Here is a 19,772-nt window from a genome sequence, read left to right on the forward strand (position 1 = left end):
CATCGCAAGGGCGTTTACCGGCGTTATGTCAAATATATTGATACATCCCCAGCCGCTGGTTTAGGGTGGCAGTTGCCTTGAGCCGAACAACTGGCTGGCGGGGCAAGCATTCTTTGAGGCTGCCGGGGTACATCGCCTGGCCCTTGTATTCAATAAGAGGAGGACACTCGCATGACCACCCTGACCCGTGCCGACTGGGAGCAACGCGCCAAGGATCTGAAGATCGAAGGCCGCGCCTATATCAATGGCGAGTACACCGCCGCCGTTTCCGGCGACACGTTCGAATGCATCAGTCCCGTCGATGGCCGCCTGCTGACCAGCGTTGCCAGCTGTGACGTCGCCGACGCCCAGCGCGCCGTGGAAAATGCCCGCGCCACGTTCAATTCCGGTGTCTGGTCGCGCCTGGCGCCGGCCAAGCGCAAGGCCACCATGATCCGTTTCGCCGCGTTGCTCAAGGCCAATGCCGAAGAGCTGGCGCTGCTGGAAACCCTGGACATGGGCAAGCCGATCAGCGACGCCCTGAATATCGACGTACCCGGCGCGGCGAATGCCCTGAGCTGGAGCGGCGAGGCCATCGACAAGATTTACGATGAAGTCGCTTCCACCCCTCACGATCAGCTGGGTCTGGTGACCCGTGAGCCGGTCGGAGTGGTTGCCGCCATCGTGCCGTGGAATTTCCCGCTGATGATGGCTTGCTGGAAACTCGGGCCGGCGCTGTCGACCGGTAACTCCGTGATCCTCAAACCGTCTGAAAAATCCCCGCTGACCGCCATCCGCATCGCGGCCCTGGCCGTTGAGGCCGGTATTCCAAAAGGCGTGTTCAACGTGCTGCCGGGCTACGGCCACACCGTGGGTAACGCGCTCGCGCTGCACATGGATGTCGACACCCTGGTGTTCACTGGCTCCACCAAAATCGCCAAACAGCTGTTGATCCGCTCCGGCGAATCGAACATGAAACGTGTATGGCTGGAAGCGGGCGGCAAGAGCCCGAACATCGTGTTCGCCGATGCTCCGGATCTGCAAGCCGCCGCCGAATCCGCCGCCGGCGCGATTGCCTTCAACCAGGGCGAGGTCTGCACCGCCGGTTCGCGCCTGCTGGTGGAGCGTTCCATCAAGGATAAATTCCTACCGCTGGTGATCGCCGCGCTGAAGGGCTGGAAGCCAGGCAACCCGCTGGACCCGGCCACGAACGTCGGCGCGCTGGTAGACACTCAACAGATGAACACCGTGCTGTCCTACATCGAAGCCGGTCATGCCGACGGTGCCAAGCTGGTGGCGGGCGGCAAGCGCACGCTGGAAGAGACCGGTGGCACTTACGTCGAGCCGACGATTTTCGACGGAGTGACCAACGCCATGAAGATCGCCCGCGAAGAAATCTTCGGCCCGGTCCTCTCGGTGCTCACTTTCGACAGCGCCGAAGAAGCCGTCGCCATCGCCAACGACACCCAATACGGCCTGGCCGCGGCGGTGTGGACGGCGGATATCTCCAAGGCGCACCTCACCGCCAAAGCGCTGCGCGCCGGTAGTGTGTGGGTCAACCAGTACGACGGCGGTGACATGACCGCGCCGTTTGGTGGCTTCAAGCAGTCGGGCAACGGTCGCGACAAGTCGCTGCATGCGTTCGACAAGTACACCGAGCTGAAGGCGACCTGGATCAAGCTCTAAGCAACACCGCAGGTCCCCTGTAGGAGCGAGCTTGCTCGCGAAGAACTCAAAGACACCGCGTTCAACCAGACAGCACGCGTTATCGTTGGCGTTCTTCGCGAGCAAGCTCGCTCCTACTGTTCGTTTACAGCCCTGAAAAAACTATCCACAGGAGCGTGGAAATGCGTTGGGCGACTTATTTCGCCGTGCTGGCCTCGGTGCTCAGCGTTGGTCTGGCGTTGGGCGTCAGCATGCCGCTGGTGTCCCTGCGCCTGGAAGGCTGGGGCTACGGCAGCTTCGCCATTGGAGTGATGGCTGCGATGCCGGCCTTCGGCGTGCTGTTGGGGGCGAAGGTTTCCAGTCGGCTGGCGTCCTGGCTGGGCACTGCGCGTCTGATGCGCCTGTGCCTGTGGGCGGGGGCGGTGTCCATCGGTCTGTTGGCGATCCTGCCGAGCTACCCGGTGTGGCTGGTGCTGCGGCTGATGATCGGGGTGATCCTGACCATCGTGTTCATTCTTGGCGAAAGCTGGATCAACCAGTTGGTGGTAGAGCAATGGCGCGGCCGGCTGGTGGCGCTGTATGGCTGCACCTATGCGCTGAGCCAGCTGTCGGGGCCGCTGCTGTTGGGCGTGCTGGGCACCGATCATGACTATGGGTTCTGGGTGGGCGTGGGCCTGTTGACGCTGGCGCCGTTGCTGTTGCTGGGGCGTTCCGGGGCGCCGACCGCCGAGTCCTTCAGCGTGACGTTTGCCGAGCTGTGGCGCTTCTGTCGGAGCCTGCCGGCGATTGCCTGGGCGGTGGCGTTATTCGCGGCGTTCGAGGCGATGATCCTGACGCTGCTGCCGGTGTATTGCCTGCAGCAAGGCTTCACGGCCGAGATCGCCCTGGCGATGGTCAGCACGGTGGTGGTGGGCGATGCGTTGTTGCAGCTGCCCATCGGTGCGCTGGCCGACTACCTGCCGCGGCGCACGCTGTTCTTGAGCTGCGCGCTGCTGTTGCTGGGGGCGAGCCTGGCGGTCCCGTTGTTGATGCACACGCTGCTGATCTGGCCGGTGTGGGTGCTGTTCGGCGCGAGTGCGGGCGGTTTGTTCACCTTGTCGTTGATCCTGATCGGCGAGCGTTACCGCGACGATGCGCTGGTGCGCGCCAATGCCCACGTGGCGCAGCTCTGGGGCATCGGTTGCCTGATCGGGCCGCTGGTGGCCGGTGCGGGCAGCCAGTGGATCAGCGGGCATGCATTGCCGTGGCTGATGGCGGCCGGGGCGCTGGGGTTGGTGGTGCTGTTGTTGCGCCAGGGGGCGTTTGGCGCCGCGCAGCCTGTTTAGGCGCGAGGGGATGAAGGCGTTAGCGGGCCTGGTTAAGTGTGGTGTTCTTGCGTTCTTCGCGAGCAAGCTCGCTCCTACAGCATGCGCTCCAGGCCGACGGAGGTGGCGAACCAGGCATTGAAGTGGCGCCACCAACTGCCCGGCTCGCGGGTCAGGGTGTGCGGTTGCCCGTTATCCTCGGTGGTCCACACCACCTGGCCATCCTGTAATTTCGCCTCGTAGCTCAATGCCGGCGCCATGCCTTGCAGCGCCAGATTGCGCAGGTGCTCGGCCAGCTCAGGGCTGTCCACCAGCACGCCGACTTCGGTATTCCACAGCACCGAACGCGGGTCGAAGTTGAACGAGCCGATAAACGATTTCTGTCGATCAAAAATCATCGCCTTGCTGTGCAGGCTGGAATCCGAGCCGAGGAACAGGCCGCGACGAAACAGGTGGGGGCCGCTGCCTGTGCGGGGCGCGCCGGGTTGGCGGCGCAACTCATAGAGTTTCACGCCGTGCTCCAGCAGCGCCTTGCGATAGGGCGCGTAGCCGCCGTGTACGGCCGGCACGTCGGTGGCTTCGAGGGAGTTGGTCAGCAGGCTCACCGAGACGCCCGCATCCGCGCGACCGGTCAGGTACACCAGGCCCGGCTGCCCCGGCACGAAATACGCCGAAATCATCATCAACTCATGGTTGACGCCTTCGAGTTCCGGTTCCAGTTGGGTGGTCAGCAGCAGGCGCGGGTCCGGATCATTCTTGGCGAGTACCTTGCTCGGGGCGTCCCACAACGCCTGGTTCCAGGCCCAGATCAGCTCGCGCCGCCAGATGTCCAGGCGCGGTTCGGTCTTGTAGGTGCGCAGGCGGTTGTACAAGGCGTGGTTCTGTTGGCGCGACTGGGCCAGGGATTCTTCCAGGCGCAGGCGTGCGCTGGCCAGGTCGCCTTTGGACGGCAGGTTGGAGATGAATTCATTGATGGGCTTGCTCAGGGCGCTGTTCCAATACTGGTCGAAACTGTGGCCGAGTTGCTCGGCCACCGGGCCCACGCTGAGCATGTCGATGTCGGTGAAATTAAGGTTGGGTTCGGCGTCGAAATACTCGTCGCCCAGGTTGCGCCCGCCGACGATGGCCGCGCTGTTGTCCGCCAGCCACAGTTTGTTGTGCATGCGTCGATGTTGCAGCGACAGGTTGAGCAGGCGCCCCATGGCGCGCGTCACGCCGGTGCTGCGCCCCAGGTGCAGCGGGTTGAACAGGCGAATCTGGATGTTGGGGTGGGCGGCGAGGGTGGCGATGACCTGATCGAGGCCGTCGCTGGTGGTGTCGTCCAGCAGGATACGCACACGCACGCCACGGTCGGCGGCCTTGAGCAGTTCATCCACGAGCAGGCGGGTGCTGATGCCGTCGTGGACGATGTAGTACTGCAGGTCGAGGCTGGTCTGGGCGTTGCGGATCAGTTCGGCGCGGGCCATGAACGCCTCGCTGCTGTTGGGCAGCAGGCGAAAGCCGGAGCGGCCCTGATGCGGCGCGGCCTGGGCCTGGATCGAACGGCCGAACGACGACTGCGTCGCCGGCAGGGCATCGCTGGGGATGCGCGGCACATTCACCGTGGCGCAGCCGCCCAGGGCCAGGGCGCCCAACAGGAAAAACGCTAAAAGCCGTCGAGTCATCAAGGGCACCGTTTCCAGATCAGGGCGGTTGTCGACATAGGACGGCTATTTTCCCGGAAAGGTCAGTCGGCGGCCTCGGCCAGCATCTTGCTCGCGACGGCGCCGACTTTGCGCACCGCCTCTTCAATCTGCGGCGTAGGTTTGGCAGCGTAGTTCATGCGCAGGCAATTCCTGTACTTGCCGGACGCGGAAAAGATACTGCCCACGGCGATTTGTACGCCTTGTTCCACCAACACCCGGTTGAGCTTGAGGGTGTCGAAACCTTCCGGCAGCTCGATCCACAGCATGAAGCTGCCTTGAGGTCGGCTGGCGCGGGTGCCGGCGGGGAAATAACGGCTGACCCAGTCGAGCATCATGTCGCGATTACGTTGGTATTGAGTACGCATCCGCCGCAAATGCGGTTCGAAATGGCCGCCCTTGAGAAATTCGGCGATGGCGATCTGCGGCTGGGTCGCAGTGGAGCCGGTGCTGATGTATTTCATGTGCAACACCCGCTCCAGGTAGCGGCCCGGCGCGACCCAGCCAATCCGCAGGCCTGGCGCCAGGGTTTTCGAGAACGAGCTGCAGAGCAATACGCGGCCATCTTCGTCGAAGGATTTGATGGTGCGCGGGCGCGGGTAGCTGTAGGCCAGTTCGCCATACACATCGTCTTCGATGATCGCCACGTCAAAGCGCTGGGCCAGGGTCAACAGCGCCCGCTTGCGTGCCTCCGGCATGATGTAGCCCAAAGGATTGTTGCAGTTGGGGGTCAGTTGAATGACTTTGATCGGCCACTGTTCCAGCGCCAGTTCCAGGGCTTCGAGGCTGATGCCGGTGAGCGGGTCCGTGGGGATTTCCAGGGCTTTCATGCCCAGGCCCTTGAGGGTCTGCATGGCGCCGTGGAAGCTCGGCGAGTCCACCGCAACGATATCCCCCGGCTCGCAGATGGAGCGGATGCTGGCAGACAGCGCTTCATGGCAGCCGGTGGTGATCACGATGTCTTCGGCGGTCAACTGGCAGCCGGAATCCAATGACAGTCGGGCGATTTGTTCGCGCAACTCCATACAGCCGAGGATATTGTCGTAATACAGCCCCGGCAGGTCCTGGCGCCGGCTGACGCGGGCCAGGCTGCGCAGCAGCGGCTTGAGGGTGGGCGACAACACATCCGGCATGCCGCGGCCCAGCTGTACGACATCTTTACGCGGTACCGCGCGGATCAACTCGAGCACTTGGTCCCACTGGGAAATTTCCACCGGGCGCTGGGCCGGGCGGCCGACTTCGGGCAAGGCCGGCAGCTCACGGCCGACGGGCACGAAGTAACCGGACTTGGGCTTCGGCATCGCCAGGCCGTTGTCTTCCAGCATGCGATACGCTTGCTGCACGGTGCTCAAACTGACCCCGTGCTCGACACTCAAGGCCCTTACGGAAGGCAGCCGGTCACCGGGGCGGTAGAAGCCCTGTTCGATGCGGGTGCCCAACAATTCGGCGAGGTTGACGTAAAGGGTCACGGTGATCACTCCCAGGGGACCAGTACAGATTCTGGGAAAATACAGGATTCAGCCACTCGTGAGCAGTATCTGTATGGATTTAATAAAAATTGGTTGAATCTGTAATGGTTTTGTCCACTCGCTCATTCTAGTCACTCATGGCAACCAGCAAATGAGGACGACAAAATGAACGGCATGAGCGATGTGCGGCTGACGTTACACGGCCAGGAACTGGAAGCGGGGCAGGCGCGGGCGATGTCGGCCCCGACCCGCAACCGCTGGAGCCTGTTCTGGCACCGTCGCCACACGCGCAAGGTGCTGCTGGAGCTGACTGCCGAGCAACTGCGGGATATCGGGTTGACCGCCGAGCAGGCGCGCCAGGAAGGCTTGAAGCCGTTCTGGCGCAGTTGAGTCACACCAGTTCTTTCAACCGGTGCCAGAGCATCCCCAGCGCCAACAGCGGCGAGCGCAAGTGCTTGCCGCCGGGGAAGGTGATGTGCGGCACCTGGGCGAACAGATCGAAACGTCCCTGCTGCTGGCCGCTGATGGCTTCGCCCAGCAGCTTGCCCGCCAGGTGTGTCGCGTTGAGGCCATGACCGGCGTAGGCCTGGGCGTAATACACGTTGGGTTGATCTGCCAATCGGCCGATCTGCGGCAAGCGGTTGGCACCGATGCCGATCATGCCACCCCATTGATAGTCGATCTTCACGTCGGCCAGTTGGGGGAACACCTGCACCATCTTCGGCCGCATGTAGGCGCCGATGTCCTTGGGGTCGCGCCCGGAATAGTGGCAGGCGCCGCCGAACAGCAGACGACGGTCGGCAGACAGTCGGAAGTAGTCCACCGTCACCCGCTGATCACACACCGCCATGTTTTGCGGCAGCAATTGGGTCGCCTGGGCGGCGCTTAACGGCTCGGTGGCGACGATATAGCTGCCGGCCGGCAGCACTTTGCCGCTCAGCAGTGGGTTGAGCCCCTTCAGATAGGCGTTGCAGGCCAGCACCAGGGTCTTGGCGCGCACATTGCCGCGGGCGGTGTGTACGTTGACCTCGGGGCCGTAGTCGATGCGCGTCACTTCGGAGTGTTCGAACAGTTGCACGCCGAGTTTTTGGGCGGCAGCTGCCTCGCCGAGGGCCAGGTTCAGCGGGTGCAGATGGCCCGAGCCCATGTCGATCATGCCGCCCACGTAGCGCTCGGAACCGATCACGCTGCCCATTTCGCTGGCTTGCAGCAGGCGTACTTCGTGGCGATAGCCCAGGCTGCGCAATTCTTCGGCGTCTTCGGCGAGGCCGAGCAGGTCGCGGGGTTTGTTGGCCAGGTCGCAGTAGCCCCAGGTCAGGTCGCAGGCGATCTGGAAACGCTCGACGCGCTCGCGCACGATTTCTACCGCCTCCAGGCCCATCAGTTTCATCTGGCGCACGCCGTCGGTGCCGATCACGTTGGTGAATTGCTCCAGGCCATGGCCAACGCCGCGGATCAACTGGCCGCCATTGCGCCCGCTGGCGCCCCAGGCGATCTTGCGCGCTTCCAGCAGCACCACGCTGAACCCGCGTTCGGCCAGTTCCAGCGCGGTGTTGAGCCCGGAAAAACCGCCGCCGATCACGCACACGTCGGCCACTGTTTCGCCGGCCAACGCCGGATAGTCGGGTTGCGGCAGGCTGCTGGCGGCGTAGTAGGAAGCGGTGTGCCGGGCGCTGGCAGTCATGGGAACATCCCCGTTTGGAAAATTTGACGCAGGATACAGCGGTCGGACGAAGCTGTCTCACCGCGGGGTTTTGCGGCAGAATCCACGCCTATTCGCCGTTCGGTACGTGTTTCGATGAGTTGCAACAGTCAGAAAATCAGCGCATTGCGCCGACAGATTCCCTCGTTTGAGTGCGTCCCCGGTTGCCACGATTGCTGTGGGCCGGTGACGACTTCACCCGAGGAAATGTCGCGCCTGCCGCGTAAGACCGCTGCCGAACAGGAAGCTGCCATGGACGAGTTGAACTGCGTACACCTGGGGCCCAATGGCTGCACGGTGTATGACGAGCGCCCGCTGATCTGTAGGCTTTTCGGCACCACAAAGACCTTGCCGTGCCCCAATGGACGGCGGCCGGTGGAGCTGATTCACCCGCGGGTGGAGAAGCAGATCCACGAATACATGGCGAGTACCCGGCAGGTGCTGGTCTAAATGGGGGAGTAAGCAAGCCCCCGCCCACATTGACCCGGTTGTGTCAGTCAGTCGGGGATGGGCAGATTGAGGCTCTCTTTCACCTCTTCCATCACGATATAGCTCTTGGACTCCCGCACATGGGGCAGTTTGAGCAGGATGTCGCCGAGCAGTTTGCGGTACGAGGCCATCTCGGAAATCCGCGCTTTCACCAGGTAGTCGAAGTCCCCCGAGACCAAGTGGCACTCCAGCACATGGGGCAATTTCAGCACGGCGCGGCGGAATTCTTCAAAGGTGTCGCCGGATTTGTAGTCGAGGCTGATCTCGACAAATACCAGCAAACTTGCCTTCAAATGCTGGGGGTTGAGGCGTGCGTTGTAGCCCATGATGATCCCTTCACGCTCAAGGCGGCGCACGCGCTCGGTGCAGGGGGTGGTCGACAGTCCGACCTTTTCCCCCAGCTCCGTGAACGAAATGCGCCCGTCGGCTTGTAGGATGCGCAAGATGTTCCGGTCGATCTTGTCCAGCTCCCGTTTGGTCTGGGTGTTGGTACGCATAGGGGATACGCCTCTGTGAAAAGGGTTGTTGCCAAGAATTGTCGCCAAATATAGGCATTTATATAGTGAAATGCACTGGTGATTGCTTTTTATACTGCTCACATCATTGCTCGAACAACACACGTCGGCGGTCAAGCCGCGATGAGGATATAAAAATGCGCGTTCTGGTCTTGGGTAGCGGCGTCATTGGTGTGACCAGTGCCTACTATTTGGCGCGAGCCGGTTTTGAGGTGGTCGTGGTCGACCGCCAGCCAGCCGCGGCCATGGAAACCAGTTTCGCCAACGCCGGCCAGGTCTCTCCAGGCTACGCCTCGCCATGGGCCGCGCCGGGTGTGCCGCTCAAGGCCATCAAGTGGCTGCTGCAACGCCACGCGCCGCTGGCGATCAAGGCCACCGCCGATATCAATCAATACCTGTGGATGGCGCAGATGCTGCGCAACTGCACCGCCAGCCGGTATGCGGTGAACAAGGAGCGCATGGTCCGCCTGTCCGAGTACAGCCGCGATTGCCTCGACGAACTGCGCGCTGAAACCGGCATTGCCTACGAAGGCCGCAGCCTCGGTACGACCCAACTGTTCCGCACCCAGGCGCAGCTCGATGGCGCTGCCAAAGATATCGCCGTGTTGAAAGAGTCCGGCGTGCCGTTCGAATTGCTTGACCGTGCCGGCATCGCCCGCGTCGAACCGGCCCTGGCCAGTGTCACCGACATCCTCGCCGGTGCCCTGCGCCTGCCGAACGACCAGACCGGCGACTGCCAGATGTTCACCACGCGCCTGGCCGACATGTGCAAGCAGTTGGGCGTGGAGTTCCGTTTCGAACAGGACATCCAGCGCCTCGACCACGCCGGTGATCGCATCAACGGTGTGTGGATCGACGGCAAGCTGGAAACCGCCGACCGCTACGTCCTGGCCCTCGGCAGTTATTCGCCACAGTTGCTCAAGCCGCTGGGGATCAAGGCGCCGGTGTACCCGCTCAAGGGCTACTCGCTGACCGTGCCGATCACCAACCCGGCGATGGCGCCGACGTCGACCATTCTCGACGAGACCTACAAGGTCGCGATCACCCGTTTCGACAACCGCATCCGTGTCGGCGGCATGGCTGAAATCGCCGGTTTTGACCTGTCGCTGAACCCACGTCGGCGCGAAACCCTGGAGATGATCGTCAACGACCTTTATCCTCAGGGCGGCAATCTGACCGAAGCAATCTTTTGGACCGGCCTGCGTCCGACCACACCGGACGGTACGCCGATTGTCGGCGCCACCCCGTTCAAGAACCTGTTCCTGAACACCGGCCACGGCACCCTCGGTTGGACCATGGCGTGCGGCTCCGGTCGTTTGCTGGCTGACCTGATGGCCAAGAAAACGCCGCAGATCAGTGCCGAAGGCCTCGATATTTCCCGTTATGGCAACCACCAGGAGTCTGCAAAACATGTCAATCCAGCGCCAGCTCACCAATGAGCGCATGAGCCAGATCGTTGCCCACGGCGGCACCGTGTACCTGGCAGGGCAAGTCGGCGACGACCTGAGTGCCGGGATTGAACAACAGACCCGTGAAACCCTGGCCAATATCGAGCGCTTGCTGGACTTGGCCGGCACTGACAAAAGCAAGCTGCTGTCGGTGACGATCTACCTCAAAGACATCGACGCCGACTTCGCCGGCATGAACGCGGTGTGGGACGCATGGCTGCCCAAAGGCGTCGCCCCGGCCCGCGCCACGGTTGAAGCGAAACTGTGCGAGCCGCAAATCCTGGTGGAGCTGTCCGTCGTGGCCGCCCTGCCTTAAGCAACGATCCCTCTCCCGGTACCGATGCGGTTGGTCGGTGCCGGTTTTTTTTCACTCTGCCGCCTAGAAGCCTGCCGCCATGCGTCCTGCCCGTGCCCTGATCGACCTCCAAGCCCTGCGCCACAATTACCAATTGGCCCGTGAAGTCACGGGGGCCAAGGCCCTCGCTGTGATCAAGGCCGATGCCTACGGCCATGGCGCGGTGCGTGTGGCCCAGGCGCTGGAAGCCGAGGCCGATGGTTTTGCCGTGGCCTGTATCGAGGAAGCACTGGAGCTGCGGGCTGCCGGTATCCGCGCGCCGGTATTGCTGCTGGAAGGGTTTTTCGAAGCCGACGAGTTGCCGCTGATCGTCGAGCATGATTTCTGGTGCGTGGTGCATTCGCTGTGGCAACTGGAGGCCATCGAGCAGGCGGCCTTGCGCAAGCCCCTCACCGTGTGGCTCAAACTGGACTCGGGCATGCACCGTGTCGGCCTGCATCCCAAGGACTACCACGAGGCGTACCAGCGCCTGCTCGCCAGCGGTAAGGTGGCGAAGATCGTATTGATGAGCCACTTCGCTCGCGCCGATGAGCTCGATTGCGTGCGCAGCAATGAACAAGTGGCGGTGTTCGAAGCGGCGCGCCAGGGGCTGTCGGCCGAGGTCAGCCTGCGCAATTCGCCGGCGGTGATGGGCTGGCCGAAGGTGCCCAGCGACTGGGTACGCCCCGGCATCATGTTGTACGGCACGACGCCGTTTGGTGAAGACCAGGCCATCGCCGCGCGCTTGCAGCCGGTAATGACCCTGGAATCGAAAGTCATCTGCGTGCGCGAACTGCCGGCCGGCGAGCCGGTGGGCTACGGTGCCAAATTCATCACGCCGAAACCGATGCGGGTCGGCGTGGTTGCCATGGGCTATGCCGACGGTTATCCACGTCACGCCCCCACCGGCACGCCGGTGCTGGTGGCGGGGCAGCGCAGCCAATTGCTCGGCCGCGTGTCCATGGACATGCTGTGCGTCGACCTCACCGACGTGCCCCAGGCCGGCCTCGGTTCCACCGTGGAGCTGTGGGGCAAGAACATCCTCGCCAGTGACGTCGCGGCCGCCGCCGAGACCATCCCCTACCAGATCTTCTGCAACCTGCGCCGCGTGCCAAGGCTCTATTCCGGGGCTTGATCGGCCTCTACGAACGGTGCGGGGGAGGATTTAGGCCCAAGTGTTGTAAATACTGAACGCTGTCGCCATGATAACGCTCAATTACAACAAAGCCTGAATCCTAGGAGGCTCCCGCATTGGACGTCGGCGAACGACTGCAATCCATCCGTAAACTGAAGGGTCTTTCCCAGCGCGAGCTCGCCAAGCGTGCGGGTGTCACCAACAGCACCATTTCGATGATCGAAAAAAACAGTGTCAGCCCTTCCATCAGTTCCTTGCGCAAGGTGCTGGGCGGCATTCCCATGTCGATGGTCGAGTTCTTTTCCGAGGAAATCCTCCAGGAAATACCGACCCAGGTCGTCTATAAAGCCAACGAGCTGATTGATATCTCCGACGGCGCCGTCACCATGAAACTGGTGGGTCGCGCACATCCGAGCCGGGCGATCACGTTTCTCAACGAAATTTACCCGCCTGGCGCCGATACTGGCGAAGAAATGCTCACCCACGAAGGCGAAGAAACCGGGATTCTGGTGGAAGGTCGCCTGGAATTGGTCGTCGGTCTTGAAACTTTTGTGCTCGAAGCTGGCGATAGCTACTACTTTGAAAGCACCAAGCCCCATCGTTTTCGTAATCCGTTCGATGTGCCGGCGCGACTAATCAGCGCAGCCACGCCCGCGAACTTTTGACAGAAGAGGCGTCCTGCCAGCATTGCAGAGACTCCCGCAGCGTATTCCGTGAGACTGAATCTCCCTTTGCTTAATAGGGTTGTTTCAGCCAGACGGGCTAACCGTTATACTTTCGCCGCCTGCGAAACCGTGGCCGCAGGCGTGAATAGCCACCATTGAGGGTGAACGCGTGAACCTAATTATGAAAATGCTGGCTGCACCAGCAACCGTACTGGCCCTATGGGCTGTCAGCGCTCAAGCTGCGACCAATGATGACATTGCCAAGCGCTTGGAGCCTGTTGGCCAAGTGTGTGTGCAGGGGCAGGAGTGCAAGGGGATGGAAGTCGCCGCAACAGCGGGCGGCGGCGGCGGTGCGAAAACACCGGATGAGATCATTGCCAAGCACTGCAATGCATGCCACGGAACCGGCCTGTTGGGTGCTCCGAAAATCGGCGACACCGCCGCCTGGAAAGACCGCGCCGACCACCAGGGCGGCCTCGACGGCATCCTGGCCAAGGCGATCACGGGTATCAATGCCATGCCGCCAAAAGGCACCTGTGCTGATTGCACGGATGCTGATCTGAAAGGCGCGATCAAGAAGATGTCCGGGTTGTAATCCAGCGATCTTCGTCAAAAATGCCGCTTACGAGCGGCTTTTTTGTGCCTGCGATCGAGGGTTGAGGCTGTTCTTTGCAACCAAGACGGGCCACTCTCTATCCAACCCCTAATCATCAAATGTTCAGGAGGGTCGGATGGTGCAGTTATGTTCAATCGAGCAAGCCGTTGACGACGTACTCGCGCGCTTGCCGGCGCATATCCACATGGGCCTGCCCCTGGGCCTGGGCAAGCCCAATCTGTTCGTCAACGCGCTGTACCGACGTATCGCCAAGCTGCCGGAGCGGGCGCTGACGATTTACACCGCCTTGAGCCTGGGTCGCCCGGCGTTGGGCGATGGCTTGCAGAAGCGCTTCCTGGAACCGTTTACCGAGCGGGTATTTGGCGATTATCCCGAGCTGGATTATCTCGCCGATCTGCACAAGGACAGCCTGACGGCGAATATCCACGTCCAGCAATTTTTCATGCAGCCCGGTAGCCTGCTTCACAGCCAATCCGCGCAACAGGACTACGTCAGCAGCAACTACAGCCATGCCGCTCGCGATATCTACGCCGCCGGCCTGAACCTGGTGGCGCAGTTGGTGGCCAGCAGCGCCGAGCACCCCGACCGGCTGAGCCTGAGCTGCAACCCCGATGTCACCCTCGACCTGCTGCCGATGATCGCCAAGCGTCGCGCCGCTGGGGAAACCGTGCTGATGGTCGGCCAGGTCCACACCGATTTGCCCTACATGCCTGGGGATTCGGAGTTGAGCATGGATGCGTTCGACTACCTGCTCGATGAAAAGGACAGCAGCACGCTGTTCTCCACACCGAATATGCCGGTGGGTTTCCAGGACCATTTTATCGGCCTGCATGCCAGCACCCTGGTGCGCGATGGCGGCACCTTGCAGATCGGTATCGGTTCGATGGGCGATGCGCTGACCGCCGCCTTGCTTGCGCGCCAGGCCGATAACGAAGCCTATCGGCTGCTGCTGACCGACCTCGATGTGTACCGCTGGGCGGCGCTGATCAGCCGTGAAGGGGGCGTCGAGCCGTTTGCCAAAGGCCTTTATGGTTGCAGCGAAATGTTCGTCAACGGCCTGCTGGTGCTGGCGGATGCGGGGATTGTGCGGCGCAAGGTCTACCCGGATGTGGCGACCCAGGAACAGGCAAACGCCGGCCTGCTCGATGATGCGGCCCAGCCCGACGGCATTTCGATCCATGGCGGTTTTTTCGTTGGCCCGCGTAGTTTTTACCAACGCTTGCAGGACATGACCCTCGCCAAGCGTCAGGCGTTCAACATGACGCGCATCAGCTACATCAACGAGCTGTACGGGCAGGAAGAACTCAAGCGTTTGCAGCGTCTGGATGCGCGGTTCATCAACAGCGCGATCGTGGTGACCTTGCTCGGCGCCGGGGTTGCCGACCAACTGGAAGGTGGCCGCGTGCTCAGTGGCGTGGGCGGGCAGTACAATTTTGTTGCCCAGGCCCACGCGCTGGAAGGCGCGCGCGCGATCCTGATGTTGCGCAGCTGGCGCGAGGCGGCGGGGGAGGTCAGTTCCAATATCGTGTGGGAATACGGCCATTGCACGATCCCACGGCACCTGCGGGACATTGTCATCACCGAATACGGAATTGCCGACTTGCGCGGTCAGACCGATGCCAAGGTAATTGAGGCGTTGCTCAACATCACCGACTCCAGGTTCCAGGGCGACTTGATCGAGCAGGCGCAAGAGGCCGGCAAGCTACCCCGGGATTTCCAGCTGGACCCGCGCTTTACCGACAACACTCCGCAGCGGCTCCAGAGCCTTCAGGCCCGGCATCGCCGGTTGTTTCCGGAGTATCCGCTGGGCACCGATTTCACGGATGTCGAACGGGACCTGTTGCGGGGGTTGAACTGGCTCAAGAGCAAATTCAAGCTGAGCGAGATTTTCGACTTGGGCAAGGCGGCGCTGGATGCACCGGAGCCGGAGGCGTTTCCCGAGCATCTGAAGCGGATGGGGTTGGACCAGCCGGAAGGGCTAAAAGAGGACGTGTATCAGCGGCTGTTGCTCGCCGGCCTCCAGGCCACCGCGCACTAAATGTAGGAGGGGGCTTGCCCCCGATAGCAGTGGATCAGCCAACACATTTGGTGACTGATACACCGCTATCGGGGGCAAGTCGAATCGTCGCACCGCCCCTCCCACAGTTTTAACCGGGTTCCGTCAGCGATTACTCGATGAAGGTGACGACACCACCGCTCAGCGACTTCACGCGCGCCAGCGATTCAACCCGATAACCCTGCGCATCCAGCTCGGCACGCCCGCCCTGGAACGACTTCTCGATCACGATCCCCAGGCCGGCAACGGTGGCGCCGGCCTGCTTGATGATCGAGATCAGCGCCTGGGACGCCTTCCCGTTGGCCAGGAAGTCATCGATGATCAGCACGCGGTCGCTGCTGGTCAGGTGGCGCGGCGAGATCGCTACGGTGCTTTCGACTTTCTTGGTGAAGGAATACACCGTTGCCGACAGCAGGTTTTCGGTCAGGGTCAGGGACTGTTGCTTACGGGCGAAGATCACCGGCACGCCGAGGTTCAGGCCGGTCATGATCGCCGGGGCGATCCCCGAGGCTTCGATGGTGACGATCTTGGTGATCCCCGAATCCTTGAACAGCGCGGCGAATTCGTCGCCGATCAGTTTCATCAGTGCCGGGTCGATCTGATGGTTCAGAAAGGCGTCGACTTTGAGTACCTGATCGGAAAGCACGACGCCTTCTTCGCGAATTTTCTTGTGCAGTGCTTCCACGGAACGCTTCCTCTAATGGCGCACGGTGCGCCGAAAGTAGATTAAAAAATAGTCGATTCTAGCGCTTTAACATCGCGCGAATATCCGCCAGGGCGGTGTTGCCGCGAACGGCCTTGACCTCGGTCGGGGTGTCATCGTTGCCTTCCCAGGCCAGGTCGTCCGGCGGCAGTTCGTCGAGGAACCGGCTGGGGGCGCAATCGATGATTTCGCCGTATTGCTTGCGCTTGGCGGCAAAGGTGAAGGCCAATGTCTGGCGTGCGCGGGTAATGCCCACGTAGGCCAGGCGCCGTTCTTCCTCGATGGTGTCGGCTTCGATGCTGGAGCGGTGCGGGAGGATTTCCTCTTCCATGCCCATGATGAACACGTAGGGAAATTCCAGGCCCTTGGACGCATGCAAGGTCATCATCTGTACACCTTCGGCGCCGTCTTCCTCTTCTTGCTGGCGCTCGAGCATGTCGCGCAGCACCAGCTTGCCGATGGCGTCTTCGACGGTCATTTCGCCGTCTTCGTCTTTTTCCAGGGTGTTCTTCAACGCTTCGATCAGGAACCAGACGTTGCCCATGCGGTAGTCCGCGGCCTTGTCGCTGGAACTGTTGGTGCGCAGCCAGTTTTCATAGTCGATGTCCATGACCATGCTGCGCAGGGCGCTGATCGGGTCTTCGCCGGCGCATTGCTCGCGCACTTTGTCCATGAAGCGCTTGAAGCGCGACAGGCGATCGGTGAAGCGCGTGTCCAGGTGTTCGCCCAGGCCGATTTCGTCGGTGGCGGCGTACATCGAGATCTTGCGTTCGGTGGCGTAGTTGCCGAGTTTTTCCAGGGTGGTCGAGCCGATTTCCCGACGCGGTACGTTGATCACACGCAAGAAGGCGTTGTCGTCGTCCGGGTTGACGATCAGGCGGAAGTAGGCCATCAGGTCTTTGACTTCCTGACGTCCGAAAAAGCTGTTGCCGCCGGACAGACGATACGGCACCTGATGGTGCTGCAGTTTCAGCTCGATCAGCTTGGCCTGGTAGTTGCCGCGATAGAGGATCGCGAAGTCGCTGTAGGGCCGGTCGGTGCGCAAGTGCAGGCTGAGGATTTCCACGGCCACGCGCTCGGCTTCGGCGTCTTCGTTGCGGCAGCGGATCACGCGGATCTCGTCGCCATGGCCCATCTCGCTCCACAGTTGTTTTTCAAACTCGTGGGGGTTGTTCGAGATCAGCACGTTGGCGCAGCGCAGGATGCGGCTGGTGGAGCGGTAGTTCTGTTCCAGCATCACCACTTTCAGGGACGGATAGTCGTCCTTGAGCAGCATCAGGTTTTCCGGGCGGGCGCCGCGCCAGGCGTAGATCGACTGGTCATCGTCGCCCACCACGGTGAACTGGTTGCGCTTGCCGATCAGCAACTTCACCAGCAGGTATTGGCTGGCGTTGGTGTCCTGGTATTCGTCCACCAGCAGGTAACGTACCTTGTTCTGCCACTTATCGAGGATGTCGGCGTGTTCCTGGAACAGCTTCACCGGCAGCAGGATCAGGTCGTCGAAGTCCACCGCGTTGAACGCCTTGAGCGTGCGCTGGTAGTGGGTGTAGACGATGGCGGCGGTCTGTTCCTTGGGGTTGCGCGCGTTTTCCAGGGCTTCGGGCGGCAGGACCAGGTCGTTTTTCCAGGCGCCGATCATGTTCTTGATCTCGTCGACGCCGTCGTCGCCCGCGTATTCCTTCTGCATGATGTCGGTCATCAGGGCTTTGACGTCGGTCTCGTCGAAGATCGAGAAACCCGGCTTGTAGCCCAGCCGCACATGCTCCTTGCGGATGATGTTCAGCCCCAGGTTGTGGAACGTACACACAGTGAGGCCGCGGCCTTCGCCACCCTTGAGCAGGGTGCCGACCCGCTCTTTCATTTCCCGCGCCGCCTTGTTGGTAAAGGTCATGGCGACGATGTACTGGGCGCGGATGCCGCAGTTCTGGATCAGGTGCGCGATCTTGCGGGTGATCACGCTGGTCTTGCCGGAGCCAGCACCGGCGAGCACCAATAGAGGGCCGCCGACGTAGTTCACGGCTTCTTGCTGCCGGGGATTGAGTCGGGACATACAGAGTTCAGGGAGTCGTTGTTCAAAAGGGCGGGCATTTTAACAGGCTGGTGAGATTCTGCTGCCTTGGATCGACGGTGTGACGTACCACTCGATCTAAATTTGCCGCTTTTGCTACTTTGCCGCAGGATGTGGGGGTATTTGCGACTTTTGTGCGTACTGCTCGTATTTGATAACTTTTATCATTTGTGAATGCTCGACCTGACGTCATAATACTTGCCGCCAACGAAATCTTGCAGAGTCTAGGGAGCTAGCTTGTCCACGCCTGTCGAACCCTTGCGTTTGCTGCTACTGGCCGATACGCCTGAGTGGGCAGCATTGTTGCGCGAGTGCCTGGTGCCGATGGGCGACGGGGCTGTGCTGATCAGCGCGCCCAACTGGGACTCGGTGAGTCGTCTGTTCGATGACGACCACAGCGCCGTGCTGTTGACCACGCCCAACCTGCAACCCGGCCCGGGCCGTTGCAGCTTGCCGTGCGTGTTGTTGCTGGAACAGGAGCCGTTGGTGGCGCCCCTGGGAGTCAGTGACTGGCTGATCCGTCTTGCCATGGACGCCGACACCCTGCGCCGCTGCCTGCGCCATGTGCGCGAACGTGGCGTGCTGGAAAACACCTTGCAGCGCCTGGCCGAACAAGACCCGCTGACCGGTATCGCCAACCGCCAGGGCTTCCAGACCCTGTTGGCCGCACGCCTGGCAGACAACGAAGGGCGCGGCCTGGCCCTGGGCCACCTGGACCTCGACAACTTCCGCCACGCCAACGATGCCCTCGGCCACCAGGCCGGCGACCGGCTGATCCTGCAAGTGGTCTCGCGGCTCAAGAGCCAGCTCGAAGCCGGCGACCAACTGGCGCGCCTGGGCAGCGATGAGTTTGCCTTGCTGATCGACACCCGCCGCGCGCCCCAGCGTGCCGAATGGATGGCCGAGCGCATCACCGAAGCGATGGCCGAACCGTATTGGGTGGATGGCGAGAGCCTGCTGATCGGTTGCAGCCTGGGCGTCGCGCATGCCCGCGCGCGTGCCGGCGCCGACCCGTTGATGTGGCATGCCCATATCGCCATGCAGCAAGCCAAAAGCACCCAGGGCTGCACCTTTCATATCTTCAACGAACGCATCAACCGCAACGCCCGCAGCCTGGCCGACCTGGAAAGCGAATTGCGCCGCGCGCTGCGTCGCGACGAACTGGAACTGCACTACCAGCCGCGCCTCGACCTGGACGACGGCCATATCGTCGGCCTCGAAGCCCTGGTGCGCTGGCGCCATGGCGAGCGCGGCCTGTTGCCGCCCAGCGAATTCGTGCCGCTGGCCGAACAGAGTGGGTTGATCGTACCGCTGGGTTACTGGGTTATCTCCCGGGCCCTGCGCGACATGCAGGACCTGCGCGAACGCGGCCTGCCGCCGCTGCATATGGCGGTCAACCTGTCGTTTCGCCAGTTCCAGGACAGCCAACTGCTCTCGACCCTCAGCCGGCTGATTGTCGAGCGCGGGGTGGATGCGCAATGGCTGGAATTCGAGCTGACCGAAACCGCCGTGATGCGCCGCAGTGACCTGGTCAAGCAGACCATGGACGCCCTCGGTCGCCTCGGTGTGCGCTTTTCCCTCGACGACTTCGGCACCGGCTTCTCATCGTTCGTCCACCTCAACAGCCTGCCGATTGCCTTGTTGAAGATCGACAAGAGTTTCGTCGGCGGCATGGAAGAGCGTGAAGAAAACCGCAAGCTGGTCCACGCCATGATCAACCTGGCCCACAACCTCAACCTGGAAGTGGTGGCCGAAGGCGTGGAAACCGCGGAACAACTGGCGCTGTTACGTTTGTTCGGTTGCGACCAGGCCCAGGGTTACCTGATCAGCAAACCGCTGCCATTGCCGGAGTTGGTGGACTACCTGACGTTCGGCAAGGACCAGCAGGCTTTGTTGGGCTAGCTCATCCTTTTCTTGCCAACCCGCCCCCACATTTCAACCG

At 61.9% G+C, this 19,772-nt stretch carries 17 protein-coding genes; 11 read left to right on the top strand and 6 right to left on the bottom strand.

Features of this window, described 5'->3' with window-relative positions:
• Window positions 1–171: 171 nt before the first annotated feature.
• Both ACVWZP_RS21595 and ACVWZP_RS21600 read left to right on the top strand, forming a co-directional pair.
• Window positions 172–1,665: an aldehyde dehydrogenase gene (locus ACVWZP_RS21595; RefSeq protein WP_046381649.1), complete on the top strand. Its 1,494-nt coding sequence runs from the start codon at window positions 172–174 to the stop codon at window positions 1,663–1,665.
• Between the two features lie 161 nt (window positions 1,666–1,826).
• Complete coding sequence (locus ACVWZP_RS21600; protein ID WP_046381650.1) at window positions 1,827–2,969, top strand: MFS transporter; 1,143 nt, start codon at window positions 1,827–1,829, stop codon at window positions 2,967–2,969.
• 74 nt (window positions 2,970–3,043) lie between these two features.
• Here ACVWZP_RS21600 and ACVWZP_RS21605 read toward each other — a convergent pair whose 3' ends face one another.
• Both ACVWZP_RS21605 and ACVWZP_RS21610 read right to left on the bottom strand, forming a co-directional pair.
• Window positions 3,044–4,612, bottom strand: coding sequence for a phospholipase D family protein (locus tag ACVWZP_RS21605; protein WP_032804275.1), 1,569 nt, complete (start codon window positions 4,610–4,612; stop codon window positions 3,044–3,046).
• A 62-nt stretch (window positions 4,613–4,674) separates the two neighbouring features.
• Window positions 4,675–6,099: an aminotransferase-like domain-containing protein gene (locus tag ACVWZP_RS21610; protein WP_046385149.1), complete on the bottom strand. Its 1,425-nt coding sequence runs from the start codon at window positions 6,097–6,099 to the stop codon at window positions 4,675–4,677.
• A 165-nt stretch (window positions 6,100–6,264) separates the two neighbouring features.
• Here ACVWZP_RS21610 and ACVWZP_RS21615 point away from each other — a divergent pair, with 165 nt between their 5' ends.
• Window positions 6,265–6,489 carry a DUF1127 domain-containing protein gene (locus ACVWZP_RS21615; RefSeq protein ID WP_017846042.1) on the top strand — a complete coding sequence of 75 codons (225 nt, stop codon included), beginning with the start codon at window positions 6,265–6,267 and terminating at the stop codon, window positions 6,487–6,489.
• Window position 6,490: 1 nt separating this feature from the next.
• Here ACVWZP_RS21615 and ACVWZP_RS21620 read toward each other — a convergent pair whose 3' ends face one another.
• Complete coding sequence (locus ACVWZP_RS21620; protein ID WP_457370148.1) at window positions 6,491–7,783, bottom strand: NAD(P)/FAD-dependent oxidoreductase; 1,293 nt, start codon at window positions 7,781–7,783, stop codon at window positions 6,491–6,493.
• A gap of 114 nt (window positions 7,784–7,897) precedes the next feature.
• Between ACVWZP_RS21620 and ACVWZP_RS21625 the strand changes: the two genes are divergently transcribed.
• Window positions 7,898–8,251 (top strand): YkgJ family cysteine cluster protein, encoded by a 354-nt coding sequence (locus tag ACVWZP_RS21625; protein ID WP_017135860.1) that lies wholly within the window; start codon window positions 7,898–7,900, stop codon window positions 8,249–8,251.
• Window positions 8,252–8,298: 47 nt separating this feature from the next.
• Here the strand turns inward: ACVWZP_RS21625 and ACVWZP_RS21630 are convergent, their stop codons facing one another.
• Window positions 8,299–8,787: an Lrp/AsnC ligand binding domain-containing protein gene (locus ACVWZP_RS21630; protein WP_017846039.1), complete on the bottom strand. Its 489-nt coding sequence runs from the start codon at window positions 8,785–8,787 to the stop codon at window positions 8,299–8,301.
• Between the two features lie 155 nt (window positions 8,788–8,942).
• On the opposite strand from ACVWZP_RS21630, the gene dadA reads away from it, so the two are divergent.
• From dadA to ACVWZP_RS21660, 6 genes are all read left to right on the top strand, one after another.
• Window positions 8,943–10,244, top strand: a complete 1,302-nt coding sequence (dadA, locus tag ACVWZP_RS21635; protein WP_017846038.1) for a D-amino acid dehydrogenase — start codon at window positions 8,943–8,945, stop codon at window positions 10,242–10,244.
• The gene (locus ACVWZP_RS21640; RefSeq protein ID WP_017846037.1) at window positions 10,216–10,569 is read left to right on the top strand and encodes a RidA family protein; all 354 of its coding nucleotides are present in this window, start codon (window positions 10,216–10,218) and stop codon (window positions 10,567–10,569) included. The genes dadA and ACVWZP_RS21640 overlap by 29 nt, the downstream gene beginning before the upstream one ends.
• Window positions 10,570–10,648: 79 nt before the next feature.
• On the top strand, window positions 10,649–11,722 hold the full coding sequence (gene alr, locus ACVWZP_RS21645; RefSeq protein ID WP_126589413.1) for an alanine racemase: 1,074 nt from the start codon (window positions 10,649–10,651) through the stop codon (window positions 11,720–11,722).
• A gap of 116 nt (window positions 11,723–11,838) precedes the next feature.
• Complete coding sequence (locus tag ACVWZP_RS21650; protein ID WP_046381653.1) at window positions 11,839–12,387, top strand: cupin domain-containing protein; 549 nt, start codon at window positions 11,839–11,841, stop codon at window positions 12,385–12,387.
• A 181-nt stretch (window positions 12,388–12,568) separates the two neighbouring features.
• Window positions 12,569–12,982, top strand: coding sequence for a c-type cytochrome (locus ACVWZP_RS21655; RefSeq protein ID WP_026139909.1), 414 nt, complete (start codon window positions 12,569–12,571; stop codon window positions 12,980–12,982).
• 136 nt (window positions 12,983–13,118) lie between these two features.
• On the top strand, window positions 13,119–15,041 hold the full coding sequence (locus tag ACVWZP_RS21660) for an acetyl-CoA hydrolase/transferase C-terminal domain-containing protein (protein WP_457370149.1): 1,923 nt from the start codon (window positions 13,119–13,121) through the stop codon (window positions 15,039–15,041).
• Window positions 15,042–15,171: 130 nt separating this feature from the next.
• On the opposite strand, the gene ACVWZP_RS21665 is transcribed toward ACVWZP_RS21660, so the two are convergent.
• Both ACVWZP_RS21665 and rep read right to left on the bottom strand, forming a co-directional pair.
• Window positions 15,172–15,744, bottom strand: a complete 573-nt coding sequence (locus ACVWZP_RS21665; RefSeq protein WP_017846032.1) for a xanthine phosphoribosyltransferase — start codon at window positions 15,742–15,744, stop codon at window positions 15,172–15,174.
• A 58-nt stretch (window positions 15,745–15,802) separates the two neighbouring features.
• Window positions 15,803–17,812, bottom strand: a complete 2,010-nt coding sequence (gene rep, locus ACVWZP_RS21670) for a DNA helicase Rep (RefSeq protein ID WP_457370150.1) — start codon at window positions 17,810–17,812, stop codon at window positions 15,803–15,805.
• A gap of 255 nt (window positions 17,813–18,067) precedes the next feature.
• Here rep and ACVWZP_RS21675 point away from each other — a divergent pair, with 255 nt between their 5' ends.
• Complete coding sequence (locus ACVWZP_RS21675; RefSeq protein WP_017846030.1) at window positions 18,068–19,732, top strand: putative bifunctional diguanylate cyclase/phosphodiesterase; 1,665 nt, start codon at window positions 18,068–18,070, stop codon at window positions 19,730–19,732.
• Window positions 19,733–19,772: the final 40 nt, after the last annotated feature.

This window comes from Pseudomonas sp. TE36184, assembly GCF_054060055.1.